The organism is Ignatzschineria sp. LJL83 (genome assembly GCF_054871845.1).
In genome coordinates this window covers 53,887-80,498 of the sequence record NZ_JBTXLY010000008.1, presented here as the reverse complement: position 1 = coordinate 80,498, position 26,612 = coordinate 53,887, and the positions used below count along the sequence as shown (strand labels likewise).

Genomic DNA, 26,612 nt, shown 5'->3' with positions numbered 1-26,612 from the left:
CATTCTCTTGAGAAAGTAGAGTATGAAAAAAGCATTACCCTTTAATGAGTAATGCTTTTTTATGATCTGATATTTTATCATGTATATTCAGATCGTGAAATCAGCTAAAGCTTTTGTAGGAGTTACTGTTTGATTGCATCAAATGCTTTCTTAGTTTCTTCTACTGTTTTATCCATTGCTTCTTCTGCTGCTTTTTTCATCTCTTCAGCTATTTCAGTTGCAGCTTTTTGTGCCGCTTCTTTTGCTTCTTCAATTTTGCTTTTATTTTCTTCTGCTTTTTTCTCAGCATCAGTTGTTGCATCTTCTACAGCTTCTTCTGTTTCATTCGCTAATGCTTCCGCTTTTTTCTCTTCTGCTTCAGCAAGCGCTTTGGCATCATCTTCAGCTTTTTGTGCTGCTTCATCAGCTGCTTTTTTCTCGGCTTCCGCTTTTGCCTTCGCTTCTTCTTCTATTTTTTTAGCTTCTTCTTCAGCCGCTTTCTTGTCAGCTTCCGCTTTTGCTTTCGCCTCTTCTTCTATCTTTTTAGCTTCTTCTTCAGCAGCTTTCTTATCAGCTTCTGCCTTTGCTTTTGCTTCTTCCTCAGCTTTTTTAGCAGCTTCTTCAGCGGCTTTCTTTTCAGCTTCCGCTTTTGCTTTCGCTTCTTCTTCTACTTTTTTAGCAGCTTCTTCTGCCGCTTTTTTCTCAGCTTCTGCTTTGATTTCTGCTTGTCTTGCTACTTCTTCAGCTTGTTTTACTGCTGAATCTTTAGATTCATCAGAACATGCGACTAATCCAGCGAAAGCAATTGATGCAATTAGAAGCAATTTTGTGATCTGTTTCATTGTGTAAAATCCTTATTTTAAATTCTAGGTTATTATTTTATGGTTGTAATATAAACTTTTATTTTATAAGCCAATATTTAAAAATATACTCTTGCGATTAAGGTCATAAGATTAATTTTTAAATATATTATCATATTTTTAAAATTTTTTTAAAGCCATGATAGATAGTATTCAGATACGTAATCTTAGTCAATAATTGCTAGAAGTTATAGAAAAGATATTTTTAATGTTGCATGTGTAAATCTACAGTCCTTCTTCTTTTATTTGTAATATTTCATCGATACTTTGTATGAGATTATTTTCTTGAATAGCCGCTACTTTTAAGATATTGAAGAGGCTTTCAACGAGCTGTGTTGAATAGTTCAGATCATTGAGAATAGAACTAGTATTAAAGCCATCGATTCGATTTTCTTTCAGTGCTGTATAGACGGAGGTTCTAAACTTTCCTTCAAACTCTCGAGATTGCTCGATGAGCGAAGAGAGCGGGATAGATTGTAATTCCTGAATAATTTCTGGATTGTCTCTGATATCTATAGAATCAAAATGCATTTGGTAGGTGGTTCTGAGATTTTTAACGATATATTCTCGGAGCTCCATATAAAACTGTTGTGTGGTAGAAGGGCTACGTGTTAGGTAATAGCGAAGATTTTTCTGTAAGTGGTGACTGTTTTTTACGGCAGATACCAGTTTAAAGGCAATAATTTGAGAGGTTGCCATAATTTGTTGATATTTATCATCGGACTCATGATATTGGATCTTGCTAATAAACGTTAGAAGTTCGCTGTAGAGATTTTTAATATATTTCTGGTAGAGAATATCGGCACTTTGAGGCTCAAAATCATTAAAGTCGTTGATATTTCCTTGATTGACCGCTTTTGCGGACAATACGGAAGTATTGAGATAGAGGATATGGCAGATTACTTCAAGACTGATTCGGGAAAGATGGCTTAACTCTTGCATGACTGCTTGCATTGCTGTTCTTGTAGAGGAAAGATTGGCTTCTAATAGGAATTTAGAACTTTGCACTTCAATATCGAGATCAGCATGATGTTCGTCGACAGTTTCTATAAGCTGTGCTGGCTCTGGAAGCTCAGGAATAATTTTTTCTAGTAATGTTGCAAGCGGTGTTTTGAGTGGCCAAAAAAGTAATAAACCCACAATATTAAATATGGTGTAAAAAATAGCGAGTTCTGTTAATGAGTTGATATCAAAATGAGCCGTAATATAAGAAATAAGATACACAATGGGTTGAAAGAGTATCAAGATAATGACCGCTGTGCCGGCATTATAGATAACGTGAGCACCTGCCACTCTCATGCCGGAGCGATTCCCACCAATAAATCCTAAAATACCGGTCGTAATAGCGCTTCCCACAATCGCACCGATAGTAAGTGCAAAAGCATGAATAGTGGTAATTTGTTCAAGGGATAACATGGTGAGGATTAACATGATTGATGCGTGGCTAGATTGTAAAATAATCGTTAAAACTAACCCAATGCCCACAAGAATAAAGATTCCACTCCAGCCGATGAGTTCGTAAGAGAGAATATCAAAATCTTGTGTGAAATCTGAAAAGCCATTTTTAATGAGATCAATGGCAAGTAAAATAAAGGCAACGCCAATCAGCACTCTTCCGCCTGCTTTTGCAGGTTTTCCGGCAAAAGATGCCAGAATGCCGATGACAATCATCGGATAAGCAAAAGGCCCTAAGCTCACATTTTGTCCTGCTAATGCTAAGAGCCAAATTCCTCCGCTCGCACCGACGTTTGCACCAATCACAATACCAATGCCGGCACTTAATGTAATTAATCCGGTGCTGATAAAAGCAATAATTAGTAGAGAAACAACAGTTGTAGATTGTAAGATCGCAGTGGAGCTAATTCCAAATAGGAGGCTTTTTAGAGGCGTTTCGGTGCTTTTAGCGAGGATTTGTTCTAATTTTCCGCCGGCAAGTTGGGTAAGACCATCTTGCATGCTCTGCATTCCAAATAAGAAAAAGGCAAGCCCCGCACAGAGCTCCATCCAGCTAGCATTTAGATAGAACGAATAGAGGAGAAGCGTGATGATCGCAATAATGCCAATATTTTTAAATAGTTTTTTAGTCACTGAAGTTCACTTTTTTATAATTATATTGAAGAACAGGAAAATAACATATATCTCTTTAGATACTGAAAGTGGTGGTTTAAGCATAATGCCGATAGTTATAGTATCTGAAAATAGGATAAAACTGTATGTACAGCCTTAATAATTTTTACAATGTGGTTTTTTATAAATATTACAGGCTCTATTTTAAGTTAAAAGAGAGAGGGTTTAAGACTTTTGCTACAATCAGATGTTGTAAATACTTGTGAGAGTTAATTGCTTCAAAAATCATGTAGACAATAAGCACTATTAATGAAGTGCTTATTGAGGACTGATTGATTGGGGAATCGCAAGTAGTAAATCGGTAAATATAGTTTTAGTGTAAAAACATTCAGATGCCATTTTATAGGATGCACGATAGTGCTATAAAGAAGTCATGACAAATATAAACGATACAACCATCATTGAACGCTTTGGTGATTCTCTATTGTTTGAAAAAGGGGCGAGTGAACGCACTGATGATTCTTATATGCGAGATCTCAATAAACTGAGTCATTATCTTGTAGAGCGTGAAGGATCGCAAGAGCTCGTTATGGTATCTGAGGCAGAGCTACAAGACTTTTTTACGCAAGAATTAGAAAAAGGGAGTAATCCTCGAAGCCTTGCACGTTATCTCTCCTGTTATAAGCATTTCTATAAGTTTTTAATTTTAGAAAAAATTCGAGAGGATAATCCGGCAGAGCTCATTAAGCTTCCTAAATTTTATCAGCCATTGCCGATCACTTTATCAACAGAAGATGTCGTGTCGCTCTTAAATGCGCCAGATCGAAGCACAGTGATGGGGATTCGTGATTATGCGATGCTTGAGATTCTCTATTCTTGTGGGTTTCGAGTCACTGAGTTGATCTCGCTCGAATTTAGCCAAATTAATTTTGAAGTGGGTTATGTGCGTGTGATCGGAAAAGGCAATAAAGAACGTTTAGTGCCCATTGGTGAAGTCGCATTGGAAGCCGTGAAGGATTATATTCTCAACGCTAGGCCGGCATTGTTAAAGGGTAGAGCCAGTGATGATTTATTTGTGAGTAATCGAGGGTCTGCCATGTCTCGACAAGCTTTTTGGTATGTGATTAAAAAGTATGTGGCAGAAGTGGGTATTAAAGGCGAAGTGTCTCCTCATACTTTGAGGCATGCATTTGCAACACATCTTGTAAATAATGGCGCTGATTTGCGCGTTGTTCAACTTCTTTTGGGACATAGCAGTCTTTCAACCACTCAAATCTATACACATGTGGCAAAAGAGCGATTGAAGAAACTTCACGCACTGAATCATCCACGAGGATAATGATGAAAAAGATCGTAAAGGAATCAGGTAGATTATTTACTTTATGCGCAAATCATATACACTCACACCATTGTTATTGAGAAATAACCCCATATATTAGTGATCCTGCATCCGTTTGTGATCAGACTATCCATAGAGAAAATCAATAGAGGTTTTTATGAAAAAGTTACTCCTTTCGAGCGCTATATTTTTAGGCTTATCAAGTTCGGCATTTGCTGAGGCTAATCTTCAGCACTTTAATAACTTGATTCAGGGCGTGACGATTGAGAAAGTTCAAGCATCTGAAATTGATGGATTATATGAAGTGTTTGTGAAAGAGAGCCTTTATCCCATTTTTCTCTCAAAAGATGGCAAATATATGTTGGAAGGAAATGCGATTGATCTTGTGAAAGGCGTGAATTTAAGCGAAAGCTACGTGAATAGTAAGAACAAAGCAAAGCTGGCGACCTTAGCTGAGAAAGATATGGTCATCTATAAAGCGCCGAATGAGAAATATGTGGTGACGGTATTCACGACAACAGATTGCCCATTTTGCCGTAGATTACATGATCAGAGAGATGAGTATTTAGCAGAAGGCATTACGATTCGTTATTTAGGATTCCCATTTAGAGGATTATCATCACAAGGTTATAGTGATTTAGTATCCATTTGGTGTTCTGATGATCGTAAATCGGCGTTAGACAATGCCGTTAAATTTGCAGATGGTAAAGGCGGTTCTGCACCAAAATCTGCAAGCTGTAAAAACCCAATACAAGATCAATACCAGTTAGGGATTGATATGGGTGTTTCCGGTACGCCGGCAATAGTGATGCCTGATGGTTCTATTATCGCAGGATATGTACCCGCTAAAGAGCTTGTAAAACGTTTAGAGCTATTAGATTAAAGTTAGATTGAAATATTGGTCTAATATGAATGGCTAGGAAGGTCAGCTAAACATCGGTTTTCGTCAATAAGGTATAAAAAAGAGATTAAAAAAATAGAGAAACAATTGTTTCTCTATTTTTAATATCTGCTTCAATCTTATTGAATTACACTAAACTTGATCAATTAATTGTCTGATTTTCTTTAGTAGCTATTTGAAGTTAAAGAAGATCTTGGGCTCTTCATGATTTCTTTTAAAGAGAACAATCATGCCACCAATTTTTTGAACGAGCGTTGCATTTAGTGCCGTCACAAGCTCAGTTGTGATAGACTCTCTTTGATCGCGATCATATCCTTTGAGCTTGATTTTAATCAGTTCGTGATGTGAAAGCGCGTTGTTCGCTTCTTTAATAAAGCTCTCAGTAACACCTTTATCTCCTAAAATGAGAATAGGATCTAGATGATGAGCTTTGCCTTTAAGGAACTTAATGTGTTCCGTTGTGAGTTTAATTTGTGTCATGAATAATGAAAATAGTTCTCGAAATAAAGAGATTAGCGTATCACATAATGATCAGCTTCGTCATCTTTTTAAAAGTTTGAAAGCGTTAGCTTTTGGGATGTTGTTTGCCGGCATTACCTTGTTGATCATCCTGAGCTTTATGGATTTAACACCGGCAATGGAATTAGCGGTATTGCTCTTTTTTGGTTTAGCAGGTGGGCTATACCTCGTGGGGCGCGGTAAATCGATTTTATTGCAATACAATACGGTAAAAGCAAATATTGCTAAGAGAGATGCCTTGAATGAAAGAGAAGCTTTGAATGAAAATTCTAAGGATTCATCAGATCATTAAAAAGAAGATCATTGAAAAAGATCATTATAAATAGGTTTGTCATCATAAAGTGGCTCGCCTAAAGAAGAAAAAACAGACCATACTTATTGATAAACCGTGATTGAAATGGCTATTGAAATAGTTATTTCGAAATAGCTATTAAATAACAATAAATTACGATAGATAATGTATGGAACTATTGCACAAGAGTGCTTGAGCAATACTATTAATAGAAATACAGATAAAAATTGAGATAAGAGATTATGGCAAAGAAAAGAAGTGCAAGTAGTACAAGATGGTTAAAAGAACATATGGATGATGAGTATGTTTTACGCTCGAAAAGGGAAGGTTGGCGTTCTCGTGCGATCTATAAACTCCAAGAGATTGATGAGAAAGATAAGCTCTTTAAGCCAGGAATGACGGTTGTGGATCTAGGTGCAGCGCCGGGAAGTTGGTCGCAATATGCAATGCACCGCGTTGGGCATAATGGAAAAGTGATTGGATTGGACTTATTGCCGATCGATTCGCTAGCCGGCGTTGACTTTATTCAGGGAGATTTCCGGGATGATGAAGTCTTAGAAATGCTTTTAGAGCGTTTAGATGGGCGAATGGTGGATGTGGTTTTATCCGATATGGCACCGAATATGAGTGGTATTAAAGGCGTAGATCAGCCCAAATCCATGTATCTTTTGGAATTGGCATTAGATTTCATCAAAGGGAATTTAAAACCAGGTGGCGATTACCTTATGAAAATCTTCCAAGGAGAAGGTTTCCAAGAATATTATAAAGAGCTACAGAAAAACTTTACAAAAGTTGTGACGCGTAAACCGAAAGCATCAAGAGCGAGAAGTGCGGAGATTTATCTTTTAGCGAAAGGATATAAAGGGTAATGATCTATTTTCCGCTTCTCAAAAAAGCCTTTGAAATAAACCTTCTAGAAAATAAAGAACTTTAAAATTGTGATTTCTCTTGAAATGAGGAAAAAAAGCCTCAGATTAAGAGGAATTACTCGTAAAGCGTGATAGACTTCTACATGGCTTTTTGATAAAAAGAGTAAGCAAAAGTAAGTGGGGAAACTGATACAGTCATTCATTTACCTAATTGAACGCAGGGAATATATACGCTTCATCAATGAGTGATATGTTTACACATTGCAATTGATTTCAACTATAAAATCGAGGTTAATCTTTTGAAGTATAAAGGAAGAGATATAGCTTTATGGCTTGGAATAGGTATTTTTGTATTTATGCTATTTCAAGGCTTTGGCGGCAGCGGGGGAAGAGAAATTCCCTATTCAGAATTCTTAAAGCAGGTTGAGAATGGTCAAGTGCGGGACGTTCAGATGAGTGGCGCAAATAGTGCTAACATCGAAGGTGTCACGACAGATGGCGTTCGCTTCTCTACTTTTAACCCTGAAACGAATAATGGTGCATTAGTCAAAAGCTTAATGGATCAAAATGTGAAATTCACAGGGAAATCATTACGTACACAAGGGCTTTTTCTTTCTGTATTCTTGAATCTATTGCCAATTTTGCTTCTTTTAGGATTCTTCCTATTCATGATGCGTCAATCTGGCGGTGGCGGAAAAGGCGGACCGATGAGCTTTGGGAAATCTAAAGCGAAAATGTTGACGCAAGACCAAATTAAAACAACGTTCGCAGATGTTGCCGGAGCTGATGAAGCGAAGCAAGAAGTCGGTGAAATTGTAGACTTCTTACGTAACCCAGGCAGATTCCAGAAATTAGGTGGGAAAATTCCACGCGGAATCTTAATGGTTGGTTCACCAGGAACAGGTAAAACATTACTTGCGAAAGCGATTGCCGGTGAAGCAAAAGTCCCATTCTTCACAATTTCCGGTTCTGACTTTATGGAAATGTTTGTGGGGGTTGGTGCATCACGTGTTCGTGATATGTTTGAACAAGCGAAAAAACATTCACCATGCATTATCTTTATTGATGAGATCGATGCGGTCGGTCGTCATCGTGGTTCAGGAATGGGCGGCGGACATGATGAGCGTGAACAGACATTGAACCAACTCTTGGTTGAAATGGATGGATTTAGTGATAACTCAGGCGTGATCATCATTGCGGCAACAAACCGTCCTGATGTTCTTGACCCAGCACTTCTTCGCCCTGGTCGTTTTGATAGACAAGTTGTTGTTCCGCTTCCTGATGTAAAAGGACGAGTAGCAATCTTAAAAGTGCATTTACGTAATGTGCCGGCAAGTGGTGATGTGGATATTGAACAAATTGCGCGTGGAACTCCTGGTTTCTCAGGGGCAGATCTTGCAAACCTTGTAAATGAAGCAGCATTATTTGCAGCACGTAAAAATCAGACTGAGGTCACGCTTTATGATTTAGAAGAAGCGAAAGATAAGATCATGATGGGTGCGGCGCGTAGCTCCATGCAAATGACAGATGATGATAAAAAATTAACGGCGTATCATGAAGCAGGTCATGCAATCGTGGGTTACCGTTTAAAATCAGATCCTGTTTATAAGGTGACGATTATTCCTCGCGGAAGAGCGTTGGGAGTGACGATGACACTTCCAGAGCGTGATCATGTGAGTGTGCCACGTATCTGGCTTGAGAATAAGCTTTCAATGGTATTCGGTGGTCGTATTGCAGAAGAGTTAATCTTTGGGTATGAAGCTGTGACTACGGGAGCTGCAAGTGATATTCAGCATGCAACAGGCTTAGCGAAGAAGATGGTTACTGAATGGGGTTTATCTGACAAAATGGGCTTTAGATCATATGCTGAAAGTCAGGAATCATATCTTGGTGGTCATAGTGGTAATGCTGCCGGCGTTTCTGATGAAACAGCAAGACAGATTGATCTTGAAGTAAGAGCGATTATTGATCGTAACTACGAAAGAGCAGTGCAAGTACTTGAAGATGATTTAGATAAACTCCACAAAATGGCAGAAGTACTTCTTGAAATTGAAACCATCGATGCAGATCAGGTGGAAGATATTATGGAAGGACGTCCTGTTCGTGGAATGGATAGAAAACATGAAAGCGATACAGCGGGACTTGATATGAGTGGTCCACCAAAAGTTGATATCGTTTCATAATCAGATCGTTTTTGATTAGAAGTCGAGTTTAATCAGATTGTTAAGAAAACCATCTCCTTGGAGATGGTTTTTTATTGTTATTTTTTTGTCTGAAGCTAGGTTCGAAAAGGGTTCTATCGTAGAATATGACTCTTAAATAAGATTGATGATAGGTATTGGGAAAGCATGTTGGAACAGATTAAAAATTTAACGACGCCGGTAGCAGTTGATGTGAGCTCTTTAAAAACAAAAAAATCGGAATCATTAACAGATAACAAGAGCGATCAGTTATCTTTTTCCAAGTTGCAAAAAAAACTGCGTCATCAAGTGGGTAATGCTGTGATGGACTATCAGATGATTGAGGAAGGCGATCGGATTATGGTCTGTTTATCTGGCGGAAAAGATTCATACACGTTATTGGATCTTCTTTTGACCTTACAAAAACATGCGCCGATCTCTTTTGAAATTATGGCGGTGAATTTAGATCAGAAACAACCGGGATTTCCTGAGTACATTTTGCCGGCGTATCTCGATAGCATCGGTGTGAATTACCATATTATTGAGCAAGATACCTATTCTATTGTGACTTCGAAAATTGAAGCTGGGAAAACGATGTGTAGCCTCTGTTCTCGTCTTCGCCGAGGATCACTCTATACTTATGCGAAAGAGCACGGTTTTAATAAGATCGCACTCGGTCACCATCGTGATGATATTGTCGAAACGTTATTTATGAATATGTTTTTTGGCGGTACGATGAAAGCGATGCCACCGAAATTACGCAGTGATGATGCGGATAATATCGTTATTCGTCCATTAAGTTATTGTAGTGAGGCAGATATTCAAGCCTATTCTGATATGAAGGAATTTCCGATCATTCCTTGTAACCTTTGTGGATCTCAAGATGGTTTACAGCGTCAAGAAGTGAAGAAGTTATTGCAAGAGTGGGAAGCGCAAACACCGGGAAGAATTGAGAATATCTTTAGAGCAACGAAGAATATTCGACTGTCACAGCTGTGTGATACCGATCTTTTTGACTTTGATGCATTTACCAAAAATAGTGAATATGTGAAATCCTAGTTGCATATTTTTAGAAATACATTATCGATAGATTGAATTAAAAAAGCGATTAACTGAATGTTAATCGCTTTTTTTATAATCAGTAAGATAACTTTGATGGTTTATTCGTGTTTAATGAAGATTGACCAGCCTTGTTTTTCTGCTTTTTCAATGTACTGTTTAATATCATCTTCGCCACGGAAAGTATCTTCTTCTTTAAGAATGACGAAAAATGTATCGCCATCTTTCTTCTTCTCAACTTCAGTAACCTGTCTGCCATGTTCAAAAATCGCATCATTGATTAACATGCCTACTGTTGGCTCGACATCAAGTTCAATTGTTTTAGTGATGCGTTGATGTGCTTCGTGTTTTTCTAATTTTGCTTCTAATGGAAGTACTAATTCTAAAATCATTTAAAATCCTTTTTAAATAAATATACGGTTTCAAATATAACTTCAAATGTAAATCTATCACAAGTGGTAAATATTATTTATGTTTTGTGGTAAATTTTTACATTAACTCCGTTTAAATAGAATTTACTTTGAGTTAGATCTTGAATTAAGGAAATATTTTTAATTTATATATCTTAGTAAAGAATGGTTTTTGGAACATTATTATTTTACAAATACCAGTTTTATGGAGAGAGGTGATAAGGATTATCACTATGGATTTTTGAATGAGAAGTATCTGCATGAAACTCTAAATATGGAGGAAGAATATTTAGAAAATCTTGAGAATTCATACTTAAAAAAGTGCGATTATCAAGCATTATTTTTTTTAATTAAAGAGGATTAGCAAACCCATCATAGTAGCTATGTTTGCTGATAGTTGTATAAATTCTCTGCCCTTAGAGCAAGTTACTTTAAGGATTAAAAATGCTATAGTTGTCGCAGTAAAAATTAACTTAAACCTTTCCCAACACTTAAAATTTAGATCGCATATCTCTGTATGTGATCTGTCTCTATTTTTGAGGGTTTTGAGTCTTGAAAAAGGTTTACTTATGCAAATTTATGAAATTAAAGGGCAGTGGCAATGATTAATTACGTAGTAAAAAGCAATGGCGAACGCGAGAAATTTGAGGCTGAAAAGCTGAACAAATGGGCGGAGTTCGCGGCACATTATGAAGTTGATTGGAGTGCCATTGCTTTAGAAGCTTATCGTAAATGTTACGATGGCTGTACTACGTTAGAATTGCATAAAGCCATGATTGATGCGTGCGTTGAGCGTGAAGATCATCAGCATCTTAAAATGGCAGGTCGCCTTTTAATCGGTACGATCTATAAAGAAGCGTTTGGCGGTTATCGTCAAATCCCAACCGTAAAAGAGTTCCATGATCGCATGGTTGAACTCAATCACTGGGAAGCGATGGATTACTCTGAAGAAGAGTTTGCCGAGCTCAACAATATTATCAACCACGAGATTGATATTAACTACAACTACACGACACTTCATCAGATGAAGGATCGTTACCTCATTAATAATCGTGTAACAGGGCAATGCCTTGAATCTCCACAATTTATGTTTATGGGAATGGCGATGCAAAATATGCAGAACCAACCTCGTGAACGCCGTATGGAAGATATTGCGAAACTTTACCGTTATTTAAATGAACTTAAGATTAACACGCCAACGCCGATGTTAATTAACATGCGTACGCCACATAAAGGCTATGCATCTTGCTGTGTATATACCGTTGATGACAACGTGAAAAGCTTGGCAGTAGGCGACCATATCGCCTATATGATGACGTGCGCATCTGCCGGCATTGGTTCACATCTTTTGACACGATCAAAAGGGGACCCTGTAAAAGAAGGCCGCGTTGTACATCAAGGGAAACTTCCTTATTACCGTATGATTCAATCAGCGGTTCATGCCAATATGCAAGCATCACGAGGCGGCTCTGCAACAGTTTACTTTAACGTATTAGATCCAGAAATTTTCGATCTTCTCGTGCTTAAAAACCCCACAACGATTACACAAAAACGTATTCGTGATATCGATTACGCAATGCTTGTGAATCGTTACTTTGTAGAAAAAGTGGCACGTAATGAAGATTGGATGCTCGTAAGCTTGAAAGATGCGCCGGCATTATATGATCTTTTCTATCATGAAGATTATGAAGCGTTTAAAGCAGAATATGATCGTGTGTTGGCGGATGATTCTATTAAGAAAACATTGGTAAAAGCACGTGATATTGCCCTTAAATCTTTAACAGAAGCTGCGGAAACGGGCCGTATTTACTTAACGTATATTGATGAAATGAATCGTCATACGCCGTTTAAAGATACGATCTATTCATCAAATCTCTGTCTTGAAATTGCATTGCCGACAAAAGCGTATACCGGCATGCCGGATCTCTACTCTGAAGATCCTGAAGGAGAGATTGGTCTTTGCTCATTAGCATCAATCGTTGTGGGCCGTGTTTCTGAAGAAGAATATGAAGATGTAGCATATTACTGTGCGCTCATGATCGATAACGTGATTGAGATTATGGAATATCCATTTGCATCACTTAAAACAACCGCGCAAGCTCGTCGCTCTATTGGTGTTGGAATCACAAACCTTGCGCATGAAATGGCACTGCAAAAGTTAAGCTATGCATCAGCGGCAGGGAAGAATTACATTCACTTTATCGCAGAACGTCATTCTTACTATCTGCATAAAGCGAGCTTGAAGCTTGCAACAGAGAAAGGAAATGCAACATGGATCGATCGCACGAAATACCCAGAAGGTTGGTTACCGATTGATACTTACAACAAGAACGTCGATAGCGTTCACACTCAAGCTTTAATGTACGATTGGGAAACACTTCGTCAGGAAATTATTGCGCAAGGCGGGATTCGTCATTCAGTATTGGAAGCGATGATGCCGGTAGAATCGAGCTCGCAATTAACCAATACGACCAATGGTTTATACCCAATTCGTAATCTTAAAGTGATGAAAACATCAGGAACAGGGAAAAACCTCTTATTAGCGCCAGATATGGATGAATTAGCATCTTATTATGATATTGCGTGGAACCTTGACTCAAAAGATCTGATTGAAATGTACGCAATTATTCAGAAGTTTACAGGTCAAGCCATTAGTGCGGACCTTTACTTGAATATGCAAAATCAGCAAACAATTTCAAGCCGTCAATTACTGTCAGATTTCATCTATATGATGAAGCTTGGATGTAAAACACGTTACTACCTCAACAGTGCTTCCGGCATTGTGCATGAAGGGTATGAGAAAGTAGAAGATCAAGGTTGCGCTGGTGGTGCTTGTACACTTTAATTAATTAATCAGTGATGTTCTGCAAACATCACTGTTTTATAGGAGAGTAAGTTCATGCAGGATACATCAATTTTTAACCAGAAAAATGATAACTGGAAATCAGGCCAATATCCGCTTTTTTTAGGCGAGCCGCTTGCACTTTATGATTCAATTAACACGCCTTATCCGCGTCTTTTTGAACTCTACAAATTACAAAAGTCTATGGATTGGACGGAAGATGAAGTGAATCTTGAGCAATCAAGAATGGATCTTTTAAACTGTTCCAAAAATAACTACGACATCATGGTGAAAACCCTCGCATTCCAATGGGAGCTTGATTCTGTAGCTTCGCGTACGATTGCGCCGCTTTTCGCACCATTTGTGACAAACTCTGAGCTTTGGGTAATGTTATCAAAGCAGTCAGAGATGGAAAATCTTCACGCGCTTACCTATTCAGAGATTATTCGTCAATGTATCTCAGATCCGCAAGAAGTTTTTAAAGAAGTGATGCGTAATGATGAAGTTCTCAATCGTTCAACCACCGTTTTAGACTGCTTTGATACATTAGATCGTTATGGTGCGATGTATAAGCTTGGTCAAATTGATCGTGAGTCAAAAGAGTTGAAATCAGTGGTATTAAGAGCATTTGTTGCACTTTACTGCCTTGAAAAAATTGAATTCATGAGCTCATTTGCATGTACATTTGCATTGGCAGAGCAAAATATCTTCCAAGGTATTGCAAAATTAGTACAAAAAATTGCTCAAGATGAGCAAGTGCACGTGATGATGGATGAAGCCGTTCTTGAAATTCTCTTAAAAGAAGAAGAGTGGAAAATGCTTCTTCATGAGAACAGAATCGCGATTTACGACATCATTAAAACAGTGATCGATCAAGAATTAGATTGGAATCGTTACCTTTTCAGTGAAGGCCGTTCGATTGTGGGTTTAAACAAGACGTTATTAGATGAGTGGGTTCTCTGGAACGCACAAGATCTCTACCAGTTCTTAGGCTTACAAAATCCAAATCCACGTATTGAAAAGAATCCATTGTCATGGATGGATAACTGGTTTGATTTGAATAAAACTCAAAACGCAAACCAAGAAATGGATAACACAAACTACCGTTTAAACAGCGTTACAGATGACGCTGAAGATGAGATTTTTGATATCTAAATCGAATCAATATTAGATTTTATATAGAAGAAAGCAACTTAGAGATAAGTTGCTTTTTTTGTTCCGTATTAGTTTTTTTAATGCTGGTTCTTAAATTTAAATAAATTTACAAATATTTTTAAATTCCCTTATGATGACATTCTGAATGTGACACTTTAAAAAAATACGGCATGTGATGCTTGAGGAATAATTATAATGGAACATTACACAAATCAATGGTCGATTGATCAGGCTTTAGCGTTGTTTGAAAAACCGCTTTTTGAATTGCTCTTTGAAGCGCAAACGGTGCATCGCCAAAACTTTGATCCGACAAAAGTCCAAGTGAGTACATTGCTCTCTATCAAAACAGGGAAGTGCTCAGAAGACTGTAAGTATTGTGCGCAGAGTGTGCGTTACGATACGGGATTAGAACCTGAAAAGTTACTCGAAGTTGAAAAAGTGATTCAGGAAGCGAAAGCGGCGAAAGAAACTGGCGCAAGTCGTTTCTGTATGGGCGCTGCTTGGCGTAATCCAAAAGCACGCGATATGCCGATGATTAAAATGATGATCGAAGGCGTCAAATCGTTAGGATTAGAAACATGCATGACGCTTGGGCATTTAGATGCCGAGCAAGCAGGTGAACTTGCCGATGCAGGATTGGATTACTACAACCATAACTTAGATACATCGCCGGAGTTCTACGAAAGTGTTGTGACAACGCATAATTACAAGCATCGCTTAGATACGCTTGATTATGTACGTGATGCCGGCATTAAGGTTTGTTCTGGGGGAATCATTGGGCTTGGTGAATCTGTGCGAGATAGAGCATCTCTCTTAGCGCAGCTTGCAAACTTAGGAACGCCGCCGGAAAGTGTGCCGATTAACCGTTTAATTCCGATAGAAGGAACGCCGTTTGAAAATAATAAGATCGTGGATGATTTTGATTTCTTAAGAACCATTGCCGTTGCAAGAATCATGATGCCAACATCGATGGTAAGACTTTCAGCGGGAAGAGAATCCATGAGCGATGAATTGCAAGCATTATGCTTCATGGCCGGCGCAAACTCGATTTTCTACGGTGATAAGTTACTCACAACCCCTAATGCCGATCAAAACTCAGATCAGGCGTTATTTGAGAGATTAGATTTAACGGCAACGCATGACCCATATAAAGCAGGGCATAATCCCCATGTTGCGTTAAATGATGAAACGTGTGAAGTTGTGAAAACAGCAAAAGTTGGCTAATAGAATTTTGGAATTGAGAGCTTCTGTTACCAAATAAGCTCTCAATATTCATTAGAATCAAAGATAAAAATGCTTTAACCCAAAAAACCGATATATTTCTATATCGGTTTTTTGGGTTTTGCTTGTTTGAAAATTTTAAATCATTTAAATAAGTAAAATCATTTTGAAAATCAAATGATTAGATTCAGTGAATCAGCAATCCACTGAATCTAGGATTTTGGGTTATCCCACTTTCTCTTCCGTTAATGCATCTTCTGTTGCCGGCACGAATTCTTGATTCATAAATGATTTGTAAGAATCGTCCATAATTTCTAACCAAGGTTTTGGTAAGCAAGACGCTAATGTGCCAGTAATGGTTGAGCAATAGCTCTTATTACGGAATCCCATAATGTCTTCTTGCTTATCGCCTTGCCATGATTTGAGGATTAAACCTTGCTCAAATACATTGAAATCAGGGTAATCGGTCACTTGTAATAGATCTTGAATGTAGCTTGCTTGATAATCAATAAATTCTTCATCTGTTGAGCATTTTGCAAGTTTTTCCATCCAATGAATGCTGTCTTCTCGCATCACTTCTTTTGATGGGAGTTTAATTCTGCCCATAATCACATCGCGCGCATACCATGCTTGCGTATCGAACATATTAAACGTGTAATATTGATCTTGCATGCCGACATACATCATTTTCGGGTTATCAATTAGGAAAATCCCTTTATAGAGATCCGCTGGATAGATACTGCTTTTCGCTTTCAGGCGAACGCTATCGTGCAAGAAGCTAAAGTTGAATTTAAATCCAGTACAGAAAATAATGGTATCGAATGTTTTTGATGTGCCATCTTTAAAGTAAGCAGTGGTGCCTTTCACTTTTTCCAGTTGCGGACGTTCTTCAAATCCTTCCGGCCAATCATGCCCAATAGGATTGGTGCGATAGCTAAATGTGATGGATTTGGCACCATATTTAAAGCATTGCGTGCCGATATCTTCTGCTGAATAGCTACTGCCGATAAGTAAAATATCTTGATCTGCAAATTCTCTTGCATCTCTAAATTCATGAGAATGAAGGATTCTTCCCGGGAACTGATCTAATCCGTTTACTGCCGGAATATTAGGTGTTGAGAAATGTCCTGTTGCGCAAACGACATAATCAAACTCTTCTGTAATCAGCTCATCGCTATTATGATCCATGATCGAAACGATAAATTTCTGACGATCTTCGTCATATTCTACCCATCTGACGGCATGGTTAAAGCGGATATATTGGCGGATATTGTTCTTTTCAACGCGCGCTGTGATGTAATCTTTTAGAACTGCGCGGGGAACATAAGAGGGAATTGGCTCATTAAAGTGATCATCAAACGTATAATCGCCAAACTCTAATGCTTCTTTAGGGGCATTAATCCATAAGAACCGGTACATACTGCCGTGGATTGGCTCGCCGTTGTTATCTGTGCAAGTTTCCCAGCTGTAGCGCCACATTCCGCCCCAGTCTTCCTGTTTCTCGAAACAAACTACTTCGGGAATGTCGTGACCTTGATCGCGTAATGTTTGAAAAGCTCTTAATTGTGCAAGTCCGCTTGGTCCTGCGCCTAAAATTGCAATACGTGTTTGGTGCTTACTCATAAAATCCTTTTATTAGTTATTATTCACCTCTATACCGTAACGAAAAAATATTACGAGCTCAATATTGACAAGTATTAGATATGTGTTATGAGAATCATGCTATTGGCGGATAACTTTAACAGTATGATTTCATTCAGTTATCACTCATTTTAAAAATCTCATAAAATCGACTCGCAGAATCTCATTTTATGAGAAAAAGCTGAAATCCGCTCTGATGGCTTAGATTTAACATAATTTTTTTAAGGAAGGATTTTTTGTGTAGTGGAATTGTAGTGGTATTTTTTTTGTATGATAAAAACGGTTCATAACAGGCTAAAAAGCATAATTGTATAATTTTTATCCATTTATTAAAAAAGATAATATTGAGTCTTTTTTCTTGATAAAAATTTATTTTTTTATCATTTTTTTCGCCTTTATTTTAAACAAAGTTAGATAAAATGATGCTTTCAGCAAAGAGATGTTGAATTTTGAATAGTAAATAAATATCAATTTCGGGGATTGATTGATAAAAAAGTAGAAGCTAAGAAAGGATATTGAAGAGTTATCTACATGAAGAAATGTCTTTAAAGTAGCAAAATTGTAAGAAGAAAAAACCTGTAACAGAATGTGTTACAGGTTTTCTGGAAGTGAATTTGGAAAATAATCTAAAAAGTCATCTAATGAGAGATAAAAATATGAATCCCAAGTGCCTATTTGAAAAAAGGGATTTAGCGTGAAATTAGATATTTTCCGTTAATAAAATATTCCAAGATTGTTCTCGTGCTGAAAGAATTACGGCGCTGTTGAGCGCACCTTTTGCGAGAAGATAATGTTTCGCAGAGTTTGCTGAGAGATCCACAATGAGCTGATAACTTGTCGTATTGCTACTCATGAGCTGGCGAACTGTAAGCGAAATCTTCTTAATAGATGCCGGCAATGATTCATGCATTTTTTCCATCTCTTTAATAATACCGGCGGAGATGGTGCTTTCCACATCGGTAAAAGAGAGACGATGTTCCGGAGAATCTTCAAGCGTGAAATTGAGCGTTAAGTTATAACCTCGGGAAAGGTTACTAAATTTGAGCTTATAAAATTCTGCGGTCGGCATCACGATGGTGGAACTATTATGATCTAAGTAGACAGATTCCGGCGTTTGACGAATGACATTCACAATGCGTTTATCGGGAAGCAGTAAAAAATCTCCTTTTCGGCTGGGGAACCATAATTCATCGGTATTGGTATGACGAGAATAGATTTTATCAAGAAGATCAATGGTTACTCGAAGTTCGCCATTATCTAACAGGGGATTTGTGAGATAGACGTTATAGAGATTAATTTTGGAAATTTCCCACGGAATCTCATTATAAATGACACGTTCACCTTCTCGTGCTTGCCCAAGATTGAGGAATACACGCAATCTGTGAATATAGTTGGGAATGGTATTTCGGAAACTAATGACAATAAAGAGCAGTAACAATGCCGCAAGCCCAAAGAGCATAATATTGCCGGTGGTATGTAAAATCACAAGGAAGATCATCAATGCCGAGAGAATATTGATGGCTTGTAAAATGAGGAGCGTTAAGCGCCATTTAAAATCAACAACACGAAGTTTATCTTTTCTCTGATAATGGGTAAAAAGGATAATGAGCTTACTAATGCCGTAATAGGTGGAGATGGAAATGGCAAAGGCAAAGAGTAGCGCAATCCCTTCATGAGTCACAAAATCCCAGAGATTATCGATAAACTTGCGGAAGAAATGTCGATTATCCGTTAAATCTAGTAGTTTTAGCTGAACAATACTTTCCTGATGCTCAAGGGATTTCAGGCGATCACTCCATTCATCATTGACTTTGGTCAGTAACTTTTGAGAATTATCATTAAGCTCATCTGAATGAATGGTTTCAAGCGTATTTAAGCCTGATTTTGCCAGTGAAATTTTCTTCTGTAACTCTTTTTGCTCTTCATGTAGAAGATCAATTTGCTGCGTTTTCTCGGTCGCTCTTTGCATCTGCGCAAAGAAAGGCTGAAGAATCTGTAAAATTTCTTGTTGCCAATTATAGTTTAAATTCGCCGTTGCGGGATCGGGTTTTACTTCGGTAAAAAGGGAGATATCAATACCGCCCAACACCGTCTGCTCAAAGAGCGAAGCGAATTCCTTACTTTGATGATTGAGCGTTTGTAAGCGCTGCGTGAGATCTTGTTTCTCATCTTCCGATATATCCTTGCGATTAATCTCTTTCTGCAATTCACTTCGGCGCTGATTGATATCTGCAATCTTAAGTTCAATATCATTGAGTTTCGTGATGCGCTCTTGATTTGAAATTTCTTCAGAAAAAGAGATCGATGTGAAACTTAACGACAGTAGAAGTATTGCGATACTTAAAATAGAGATACTGATCGATTTGAATGCCCGCATGTACACGCCTTCTATTAAATGGTGTTATCAAGATGATATTTCAAAAGAATAGGGAATGTTTAATCATAATATAAAGCGTATGAAAAGGGCATGAAAGAATCAAGATTCTCATGAGAAGGTAGTCTTCATTACGTAGTTATAGTCACTTTTTGATACTTAGACAATGATTTTAAAAGATGATTTAAATCGATATTCCTCAAATGAATTATTTTTTATATAAACAATTTTTCATTAAATAGTATAAATTTATTAGATATTATTTTTAATAATTATCAATTTTTATTGAATAGTGTATTTAGTTACTTGTGTTTTTTTGAGGTAATCAATATATGTTTAAAAGTAAAATGCTCAATAGTGAGGTAAATAGTGTACTTGCAAGACTTGGACATACAGATCAACTTGTTGTTGCAGATGCAGGATTACCGATTCCAAACAGCGTAACACGCATTGATTTAGCGCTTATTCCCGGTGTTCCAAGTTTCATTGAAACCTTACAAGCGATCATGGAAGTGATGCAGATAGAAAAGGTGATTTTAGCCGATGAGATTGAAACTCAAAATCCAGAACTTCATACAGCGACATTGAAATTAATAGAAAGTTATTCTCAAAAAAATAGAGAAGCATTGAATAAACCGGCGATTATCATTGAGTATGTTTCCCACGAAGAATTTAAGGCTAAAACGCAATTAGAACCTTGCAAAGCGATTGTTCGCACAGGGGAATGTACGCCTTATGCGAATATTATTTTAGAATCAGGCGTGGTGTTTTAATCATGAATGAAAAATTATTGAGTATTCAGGAAGTCAGCAAAGCTTTTCCCGGCGTTCAAGCTCTAAATAAAGTAAATTTAAATGTATATGCCGGCAAAGTTATGGCGTTATTAGGTGAAAATGGGGCGGGAAAGTCTACTTTAATGAAGGTGCTGACCGGCATTTATAGTAAAGATACCGGTAAGATTGAATATTTAAATGATGAAGTGATCTTTAAAAATCCTCGAGAATCTCAAATTGCTGGCATTGGGATTATCCATCAAGAATTGAATTTAATTCCTGAATTATCCATTGCTGAAAATATCTTTTTAGGACGAGAATTTACCAATCGTTTCGGCTGTATTAACTGGAAAAAGATGCATGTGGAAGCACAAGTCTTATTGGATCGATTAAATGTTCCTTATAGTACCGATACGCTTTTGGGGGAATTATCCATCGGTGGCCAGCAGATGGTGGAGATTGCAAAAGTTTTAAGTTATGACACAAAAGTCATCATTATGGATGAACCCACGGATGCCTTAACAGATACAGAAACCGAAGCATTATTTAGCGTGATTCGGGAGTTAAAAGCAGAAGGTGTTGGCATTGTCTATATTTCTCATCGGTTAAAAGAGATATTTGAAATATGTGATGATGTGACGGTGATTCGAGATGGACAATTTGTCGCCGAAAAACCTGTTAGCGAGTTAATGGAAGAAACGTTGATTGAGTTAATGGTTGGGCGAAAACTAGAAGATCAATATCCTCGATTAGATAAAGATGCCGGTGATACGATTTTGGCGGTGAAAGACCTTCATGCGGACGGCGTCAATGGCGTAAGCTTTGAATTGAAAAAGGGAGAGATTTTAGGTATTGCCGGATTAATGGGATCTGGCAGAACAGAGTTAATGAAAGCGATTTACGGCGCAAATTCTAAAAGTTCGGGAAGGGTTGAGTTAGAAGGAAAAACCATCTCTATTCGTTCGGCAGTAGAAGCTCTCAAATATGGCATTGTGTATATTTCTGAAGACCGAAAACGAGATGGTTTAGTGCTATCCATGAGCGTAAAAGAGAATATGACCTTAAGTTCATTAGACCTGTTTCAGGGAATGACTAAAAGTTTAAGATTAAAAGAGGAAATTGTTGCTGTGAAAGAATATATCGATGCTTTTAATATTAAAACACCTCATTTAGAGCAAAATATCTCTCTACTTTCCGGCGGAAATCAGCAGAAAATTGCGATTGCAAAAGGGTTAATGACTCAGCCGAAAGTGTTGATTTTAGATGAACCCACACGGGGTGTTGATGTTGGGGCGAAAAAAGAGATTTATGATTTGATTAATGAATTTAAAGCACGAGGATTAAGTGTGATTTTAGTATCCTCGGAAATGCCGGAAGTATTAGGAATGAGCGATCGAATCCTTGTGATGCACGAAGGCAAAATCACAGCAGAATTCACACACGATGAAGCGACACAAGAGAAAATTATGACAGCTGCGGTTGGTAAAATAGAAGGAGAAGTGTAATGCAACACGGGATTAAAAAGTTTTTAATAGATCAGAAATCGCTGATTGCATTAGTCGTATTAATCATTGGTGTTTCAACGTTAAATGAAAATTTCTTCACGCTGAATAATATCTACAATATTCTGCAACAAACCTCTGTAAATGCAATTATCGCCGTAGGAATGACTTTAGTAATTTTAACAAGTGGCATCGATCTTTCTGTGGGTTCCGTTTTTGCTTTAACGGGCGCTGTTGCCGCATCCATTATTGGGCATGATATGAATCCTTTTATCGCCATTATTGCCGCTTTAGCATTAGGCGCTTTGATCGGCTGTAGTTCTGGGATTATTATCGCAAAAGGGAAGCTTCAAGCATTTATTGCTACATTAGTGATGATGTTGATTATCCGAGGGGCAACGCAAGTATATACTCAAGGAAGTCCGATTGGACTTGGAATGAGTGATTATGCCTTTATGTTTGAGTGGATTGGTTTTGGCCGAGTATTGGGGGTTCCTGTACCGATTATTATTATGGCGCTAGTGTTTATTGCCGCTTGGTATCTTTTAAAGTTTACGAAATTAGGCAGACATATTTATGCCGTTGGGGGAAATGAAGCTGCGACAAAATTATCCGGCATTAATGTGGATCGAGTGAAAATTATTGTCTATATGCTAAGTGGTTTACTTTGCGCTGTTGCGGCAATGATCGAGGTTTCGAGATTATCATCTGCGCAACCAACCGCCGGAATGGGATATGAAATGGATGCCATTGCCGCAGTTGTATTAGGCGGAACAAGCATGGCAGGTGGAAGAGGGAAAATTATTGGCACTTTAATTGGTGCCTTGATTTTAGGATTCTTAAATAACGGGATGAACTTATTGGGCGTGGATGCTTATTATCAGATGATTGTAAAAGGGAGTGTCATTTTATTAGCAGTTTTAATTGATAATAAAACAGTTCGTTCTTAAAAATTGGTGGGTAAAACAATTCAAAGGATCAATATAAGACGTTTTAAAAGGTATCTGTAAAATTATTTTTAATAGTATCGTAATGATATTACAACATTATTTAATTAGGAGTATTTATGAAAAAACATCTATTAAAAACGGCGTTAGTGAGTGCTTTAAGTATTGGTTTAATGGGAAGTGTTGCTTTTTCACAAGAGAAAATGGCGCTTGTAGTATCTACTTTAAATAATCCTTTTTTTGTGACATTGAAAGATGGTGCGGTACAAAAAGCGAATGAGCTCGGTTATGAATTAGTGGTATTAGATTCTCAAAATAATCCAGCAAAAGAGCTTGCAAACGTGGAAGATATTCTCGTAAAAGGGACGAAAGTTTTATTAATTAATCCTACAGATTCAGAAGCCGTTGGAAATGCCATATCTGCTGCTAATAAAGCTGGTGTGCCGGTAATTACCCTTGATAGAGAAAGTCTTAAAGGAGAGGTTGTCAGCCATATTGCATCTGATAATGTTGCCGGTGGAAAAATTGCCGGGGATTACATTGTTGAGCAATTAGGCAATGATGTGAAAGTTATTCAGCTTCAGGGAATTACGGGAACATCGGCATCTCGTGAGCGTGGAGAGGGCTTTAAACAAGCGCAATCTGAGCATGATTTTACAATTATTGCTGCGCAACCTGCGGATTTTGATAGAGCAAAAGGCATGAATGTTATGCAAAATCTGTTAACTGCAAATCCAAATGTTCAAGCCGTATTTGCGGAAAATGACGAAATGGCATTAGGCGCCATTCGCGCCATTCGTTCTGCTGGAAATAGTAATATTTTAGTGGTGGGTTTTGATGGTACAGAAGATGCCATCAAAGCTGTTGAACGTGGTCAAATGGCAGCAACGATTGCTCAGCAACCAGAATTGATTGGCGCAAAAGGCGTGGAAGCGGCTGATTTAATTATTAAAGGTGAAGCGCCTGATAGTAATATTCCTGTGGAATTAAAAGTGATTACAAAATAATAAATAGTAGTCGAAAGGGATTCTTTTTGACTTATAAATATTATTTGAGTCTTAGGGGTCAATAAAGAAACCTCTACTTTTATAAAGTAAGAGGTTTTTGTATTTATTAAGATTATTTATACAAGATAGGGATTTAAACCGAAGGTCTTATAGTGTGCATTTGATAGTTTTATAGATAATGGAAGAGTGATTAAATCTTCAATAAATGGATCTGAGTTAGGGGTTTGACTACGATCTAGAAATTTTAAATAGCTATAACATTCATCGCATACTTCAGCATGCATTGGGCTGTTGAGTTGTTCAATTTTATCTCGATAAAGAAATTGATTGCTATCACAAATAGTGCAGGTACTTCGAACGACATGCCATTTCGTTTCACAAAAACTACAGTAGAGATAACGCAATCCATGCTCAGAGTTATCTAATACACTACTAATTGCCGGCATTTTACAACATGGACAGGACTCTTTATTATCGACCATATGTTTTTCACCTACAGAACAGTTCGTTGCGAAAGAATGTAACAATGCTTGCATGGATGTTAGTAGAAATATGCGTTTAGGTGCAGGAATCAATTCTAAATCAAGATTTAAAATTTTTTGGAAATACTTGTTATTTTGGTGCGCATCTTCAATTTTTTCTAATAGATTCAGTAATATTTTGATAATTTCACTATATTTCTGAGAATCATCTGATTTTTCGAATATCTCTATAAGAGATTCACACAGAAGAATAGTTGCTTGTTTGAAATTCTCTGAAAGATTTGCAGTATTAATGATGGATGATTTTTGAGAAAAGGAAATCGGTGTATTCTGACAATTTAGAGATTGAAAAATAGTATTTTGAGCAGATACAATTGCCATTAAGAATGGAATAATTGGGGAATGAGGTTGTTTTTGAAGGGCAATTTCTAGTGATTGCAAACGAAGTAAGTAATTATTTTTTTCAGGAAATATTACTTGGACAATTTCTTGAGTAGTACTAGTTGAATTCATTTCCATATAAAATAGATCTCATTATCAAATTTTTTGGAGTTACGTGAAAACCAGCTATTGAGAGAGCTGGTTTTCATAGAAGTATTAATGATAATAATTATATAATAATGAATGTAAATTATTTATTTTGCATCATCTGTTTTTGAGGGCGTGGTCACTTCTTTGTGCCACAGAGGATGATGACTCTCTGCCCATTTTTCAGTAACAACGCCTTCTGTCATTGCTCGAATCGTCCCTTTCACCCAAATAGCCGCATACACATGCACGATAATTGATGCGATGAGAATCAGTGCAGACCATGCATGAAGTAAAATCGCAATTCTTCGAAGCGGAATACTAAACTCATTCGCAAAGTAGGGTTGCCACATCATAATGCCAGTAACGATTAAAATAATCATTGTTAAAGACATGATCCAAAACATGATTTTTTGACCGGCATTATATTTCCCGACATTCGGCATATGTTCGCCTTTAATGACTTTCTTAACAGAGAAAGCCCATTTGATATCTTCTTTGTTAATGAAGTTGCGACTCACATATCGAAAAAATTGCACAAAAAAGCCAACAAACATAATCACGCCGACAAAAGGATGCACAATTCGTGCCATTTGTGGTGTGCCAAATATTTGGCTGAACCAGAAAAAGCTTGGATAGAAAAAAGCTAATCCTGAAAATGCTAAAAGAATAAAGCATGCCGCAACAATCCAATGATTAATACGTTCAGATGCGGAATAGCGTTTGATCAATCTATTTTTAGTCATCGCTTATTCTCCTTTTTTAGAGTTTTTCTTGGGATCAATCACGTCTTTTCCTTCATCAGGATCATCAGCGCGACTCGGTCCTACGGTTACGTAATGTAAAAATCCAGTAAAGATTGCTGCCGCAATTCCAAATGTGGAAAGTGGTTTTAAGAAGCCTTTCCAAAGACTTGTGATCGGGCTAATTTGTGGATCTTTTGGTAAGCCACTATAAAGTTTAGGATTATCTGCATGATGAAGCACATACATCACATGGGTTCCGCCAACGCCGGCAGGATCATAAAGACCGGCATTTTCATAGCCACGATCATTGAGATCTTTGATGCGCATATTTGCATACACTTTCATATCTTCTTTAGACCCAAATTGAATCGCACCTGTTGGGCAAGACTTCACGCAAGCAGGCTCTTGTCCTACGGCAATGCGATCAGAGCAGAGCGAGCATTTATAGGCTTTATTATCTTTCTTACTTAAACGGGGAATATCGAAAGGGCAGCCGGTAATACAGTAACCACAGCCAATGCAGTTTTCTTGATTGAAATCCACGATTCCATTATTGTATTGCACAATGGCACCGGGAGAAGGACAGGCTTTTAAACAGCCCGGATCTTCGCAGTGCATGCAGCCATCTTTACGAATCAGCCATTCAAGTTTGCCATTTTCTGTGGTTTCATTGAAGCGCATCACCGTCCAAGAATCATTGGTGAGATCAGGGGGATTGTTATAGGTTCCATCGCAAGTTCCCACAACATCTCGAATATCATTCCATTCAGAGCACGCAACTTGACAAGCTTTACAGCCGATACAAGTTGTCACATCGATGAGCTTTGCAACTTCCACTACAGGCTTACGAACATCCGGCGATTTCGTTGAGGTTGCGGAACGTTGTTTAATATCTAAGGATTCTAAAATCATTTTCAGC

At 37.6% G+C, this 26,612-nt stretch carries 22 protein-coding genes; 13 read left to right on the top strand and 9 right to left on the bottom strand.

What is annotated here, in order from left to right; all coding sequences use genetic code 11:
* Window positions 1-122: 122 nt before the first annotated feature.
* A complete protein-coding gene (locus ACYSN2_RS06635; RefSeq protein WP_461749472.1) occupies window positions 123-821 on the bottom strand; it encodes a hypothetical protein in 699 nt (232 codons plus the stop codon).
* A 243-nt stretch (window positions 822-1,064) separates the two neighbouring features.
* Window positions 1,065-2,927 (bottom strand): Na/Pi cotransporter family protein, encoded by a 1,863-nt coding sequence (locus ACYSN2_RS06630; protein WP_461749471.1) that lies wholly within the window; start codon window positions 2,925-2,927, stop codon window positions 1,065-1,067.
* A gap of 412 nt (window positions 2,928-3,339) precedes the next feature.
* Here ACYSN2_RS06630 and xerD point away from each other — a divergent pair, with 412 nt between their 5' ends.
* Window positions 3,340-4,245: a site-specific tyrosine recombinase XerD gene (xerD, locus tag ACYSN2_RS06625; RefSeq protein ID WP_461749470.1), complete on the top strand. Its 906-nt coding sequence runs from the start codon at window positions 3,340-3,342 to the stop codon at window positions 4,243-4,245.
* Window positions 4,246-4,402: 157 nt separating this feature from the next.
* A complete protein-coding gene (locus ACYSN2_RS06620; protein WP_461749469.1) occupies window positions 4,403-5,128 on the top strand; it encodes a thioredoxin fold domain-containing protein in 726 nt (241 codons plus the stop codon).
* 189 nt (window positions 5,129-5,317) lie between these two features.
* On the opposite strand, the gene yhbY is transcribed toward ACYSN2_RS06620, so the two are convergent.
* Window positions 5,318-5,626 (bottom strand): ribosome assembly RNA-binding protein YhbY, encoded by a 309-nt coding sequence (yhbY, locus tag ACYSN2_RS06615; protein ID WP_461749468.1) that lies wholly within the window; start codon window positions 5,624-5,626, stop codon window positions 5,318-5,320.
* Between yhbY and ACYSN2_RS06610 the strand changes: the two genes are divergently transcribed.
* From ACYSN2_RS06610 to ttcA, 4 genes are all read left to right on the top strand, one after another.
* Entirely contained in the window at window positions 5,625-5,957 is a 333-nt protein-coding gene (locus ACYSN2_RS06610) for a hypothetical protein (RefSeq protein ID WP_461749467.1), read from the top strand. The genes yhbY and ACYSN2_RS06610 overlap by 2 nt on opposite strands.
* Before the next feature lie 242 nt (window positions 5,958-6,199).
* Entirely contained in the window at window positions 6,200-6,826 is a 627-nt protein-coding gene (gene rlmE, locus ACYSN2_RS06605; RefSeq protein WP_461749466.1) for a 23S rRNA (uridine(2552)-2'-O)-methyltransferase RlmE, read from the top strand.
* A 299-nt stretch (window positions 6,827-7,125) separates the two neighbouring features.
* Window positions 7,126-9,009 carry an ATP-dependent zinc metalloprotease FtsH gene (gene ftsH, locus ACYSN2_RS06600; RefSeq protein ID WP_461749465.1) on the top strand — a complete coding sequence of 628 codons (1,884 nt, stop codon included), beginning with the start codon at window positions 7,126-7,128 and terminating at the stop codon, window positions 9,007-9,009.
* 165 nt (window positions 9,010-9,174) lie between these two features.
* Window positions 9,175-10,065, top strand: coding sequence for a tRNA 2-thiocytidine(32) synthetase TtcA (gene ttcA, locus ACYSN2_RS06595; protein WP_461749464.1), 891 nt, complete (start codon window positions 9,175-9,177; stop codon window positions 10,063-10,065).
* Window positions 10,066-10,166: 101 nt separating this feature from the next.
* Here ttcA and ACYSN2_RS06590 read toward each other — a convergent pair whose 3' ends face one another.
* Entirely contained in the window at window positions 10,167-10,457 is a 291-nt protein-coding gene (locus ACYSN2_RS06590; RefSeq protein WP_461749463.1) for a hypothetical protein, read from the bottom strand.
* Between the two features lie 619 nt (window positions 10,458-11,076).
* Between ACYSN2_RS06590 and ACYSN2_RS06585 the strand changes: the two genes are divergently transcribed.
* The 3 genes from ACYSN2_RS06585 to bioB all read left to right on the top strand — a co-directional run bounded on the left by ACYSN2_RS06585 (window position 11,077) and on the right by bioB (window position 15,696).
* Window positions 11,077-13,320 (top strand): ribonucleoside-diphosphate reductase subunit alpha, encoded by a 2,244-nt coding sequence (locus ACYSN2_RS06585; protein WP_461749462.1) that lies wholly within the window; start codon window positions 11,077-11,079, stop codon window positions 13,318-13,320.
* A 54-nt stretch (window positions 13,321-13,374) separates the two neighbouring features.
* On the top strand, window positions 13,375-14,472 hold the full coding sequence (locus ACYSN2_RS06580) for a ribonucleotide-diphosphate reductase subunit beta (RefSeq protein WP_461749461.1): 1,098 nt from the start codon (window positions 13,375-13,377) through the stop codon (window positions 14,470-14,472).
* A gap of 195 nt (window positions 14,473-14,667) precedes the next feature.
* The gene (gene bioB / locus ACYSN2_RS06575) at window positions 14,668-15,696 is read left to right on the top strand and encodes a biotin synthase BioB (protein WP_461749460.1); all 1,029 of its coding nucleotides are present in this window, start codon (window positions 14,668-14,670) and stop codon (window positions 15,694-15,696) included.
* A gap of 222 nt (window positions 15,697-15,918) precedes the next feature.
* On the opposite strand, the gene ACYSN2_RS06570 is transcribed toward bioB, so the two are convergent.
* The gene (locus ACYSN2_RS06570; protein WP_461749459.1) at window positions 15,919-17,316 is read right to left on the bottom strand and encodes a flavin-containing monooxygenase; all 1,398 of its coding nucleotides are present in this window, start codon (window positions 17,314-17,316) and stop codon (window positions 15,919-15,921) included.
* Between the two features lie 718 nt (window positions 17,317-18,034).
* The gene (locus ACYSN2_RS06565) at window positions 18,035-19,711 is read right to left on the bottom strand and encodes a hypothetical protein (RefSeq protein ID WP_461749458.1); all 1,677 of its coding nucleotides are present in this window, start codon (window positions 19,709-19,711) and stop codon (window positions 18,035-18,037) included.
* A 329-nt stretch (window positions 19,712-20,040) separates the two neighbouring features.
* Here ACYSN2_RS06565 and rbsD point away from each other — a divergent pair, with 329 nt between their 5' ends.
* The 4 genes from rbsD to rbsB all read left to right on the top strand — a co-directional run bounded on the left by rbsD (window position 20,041) and on the right by rbsB (window position 23,937).
* Window positions 20,041-20,481: a D-ribose pyranase gene (gene rbsD, locus ACYSN2_RS06560; protein WP_461749457.1), complete on the top strand. Its 441-nt coding sequence runs from the start codon at window positions 20,041-20,043 to the stop codon at window positions 20,479-20,481.
* 2 nt (window positions 20,482-20,483) lie between these two features.
* Entirely contained in the window at window positions 20,484-21,986 is a 1,503-nt protein-coding gene (gene rbsA, locus ACYSN2_RS06555) for a ribose ABC transporter ATP-binding protein RbsA (RefSeq protein ID WP_461749456.1), read from the top strand.
* Entirely contained in the window at window positions 21,986-22,933 is a 948-nt protein-coding gene (gene rbsC, locus ACYSN2_RS06550; protein ID WP_461749455.1) for a ribose ABC transporter permease, read from the top strand. Before rbsA ends, rbsC begins: the two co-directional genes overlap by 1 nt.
* 116 nt (window positions 22,934-23,049) lie before the next feature.
* Window positions 23,050-23,937, top strand: coding sequence for a ribose ABC transporter substrate-binding protein RbsB (gene rbsB / locus ACYSN2_RS06545; protein WP_461749454.1), 888 nt, complete (start codon window positions 23,050-23,052; stop codon window positions 23,935-23,937).
* A 116-nt stretch (window positions 23,938-24,053) separates the two neighbouring features.
* On the opposite strand, the gene ACYSN2_RS06540 is transcribed toward rbsB, so the two are convergent.
* The 3 genes from ACYSN2_RS06540 to fdxH all read right to left on the bottom strand — a co-directional run bounded on the left by ACYSN2_RS06540 (window position 24,054) and on the right by fdxH (window position 26,605).
* Window positions 24,054-24,938, bottom strand: a complete 885-nt coding sequence (locus tag ACYSN2_RS06540; RefSeq protein ID WP_461749453.1) for a hypothetical protein — start codon at window positions 24,936-24,938, stop codon at window positions 24,054-24,056.
* Between the two features lie 116 nt (window positions 24,939-25,054).
* On the bottom strand, window positions 25,055-25,693 hold the full coding sequence (locus ACYSN2_RS06535; protein WP_461749452.1) for a formate dehydrogenase subunit gamma: 639 nt from the start codon (window positions 25,691-25,693) through the stop codon (window positions 25,055-25,057).
* A 3-nt stretch (window positions 25,694-25,696) separates the two neighbouring features.
* Window positions 25,697-26,605: a formate dehydrogenase subunit beta gene (gene fdxH, locus ACYSN2_RS06530; RefSeq protein ID WP_461749451.1), complete on the bottom strand. Its 909-nt coding sequence runs from the start codon at window positions 26,603-26,605 to the stop codon at window positions 25,697-25,699.
* Window positions 26,606-26,612: the final 7 nt, after the last annotated feature.

Coding starts and splice junctions, on each gene's coding strand:
- ACYSN2_RS06535 (WP_461749452.1), bottom strand. CDS start 25,693: ATGACTAAAAATAGATTGATCAAACGCTATTCCGCATCTGAACGTATT.
- rbsA (WP_461749456.1), top strand. CDS start 20,484: ATGAATGAAAAATTATTGAGTATTCAGGAAGTCAGCAAAGCTTTTCCC.
- rbsB (WP_461749454.1), top strand. CDS start 23,050: ATGAAAAAACATCTATTAAAAACGGCGTTAGTGAGTGCTTTAAGTATT.
- ACYSN2_RS06565 (WP_461749458.1), bottom strand. CDS start 19,711: ATGCGGGCATTCAAATCGATCAGTATCTCTATTTTAAGTATCGCAATA.
- ACYSN2_RS06540 (WP_461749453.1), bottom strand. CDS start 24,938: ATGGAAATGAATTCAACTAGTACTACTCAAGAAATTGTCCAAGTAATA.
- bioB (WP_461749460.1), top strand. CDS start 14,668: ATGGAACATTACACAAATCAATGGTCGATTGATCAGGCTTTAGCGTTG.
- ACYSN2_RS06590 (WP_461749463.1), bottom strand. CDS start 10,457: ATGATTTTAGAATTAGTACTTCCATTAGAAGCAAAATTAGAAAAACAC.
- rlmE (WP_461749466.1), top strand. CDS start 6,200: ATGGCAAAGAAAAGAAGTGCAAGTAGTACAAGATGGTTAAAAGAACAT.
- ACYSN2_RS06635 (WP_461749472.1), bottom strand. CDS start 821: ATGAAACAGATCACAAAATTGCTTCTAATTGCATCAATTGCTTTCGCT.
- ttcA (WP_461749464.1), top strand. CDS start 9,175: ATGTTGGAACAGATTAAAAATTTAACGACGCCGGTAGCAGTTGATGTG.
- xerD (WP_461749470.1), top strand. CDS start 3,340: ATGACAAATATAAACGATACAACCATCATTGAACGCTTTGGTGATTCT.
- yhbY (WP_461749468.1), bottom strand. CDS start 5,626: ATGACACAAATTAAACTCACAACGGAACACATTAAGTTCCTTAAAGGC.
- rbsD (WP_461749457.1), top strand. CDS start 20,041: ATGTTTAAAAGTAAAATGCTCAATAGTGAGGTAAATAGTGTACTTGCA.
- ACYSN2_RS06570 (WP_461749459.1), bottom strand. CDS start 17,316: ATGAGTAAGCACCAAACACGTATTGCAATTTTAGGCGCAGGACCAAGC.
- ACYSN2_RS06580 (WP_461749461.1), top strand. CDS start 13,375: ATGCAGGATACATCAATTTTTAACCAGAAAAATGATAACTGGAAATCA.
- ACYSN2_RS06620 (WP_461749469.1), top strand. CDS start 4,403: ATGAAAAAGTTACTCCTTTCGAGCGCTATATTTTTAGGCTTATCAAGT.
- rbsC (WP_461749455.1), top strand. CDS start 21,986: ATGCAACACGGGATTAAAAAGTTTTTAATAGATCAGAAATCGCTGATT.
- ACYSN2_RS06610 (WP_461749467.1), top strand. CDS start 5,625: ATGAATAATGAAAATAGTTCTCGAAATAAAGAGATTAGCGTATCACAT.
- ACYSN2_RS06585 (WP_461749462.1), top strand. CDS start 11,077: ATGATTAATTACGTAGTAAAAAGCAATGGCGAACGCGAGAAATTTGAG.
- fdxH (WP_461749451.1), bottom strand. CDS start 26,605: ATGATTTTAGAATCCTTAGATATTAAACAACGTTCCGCAACCTCAACG.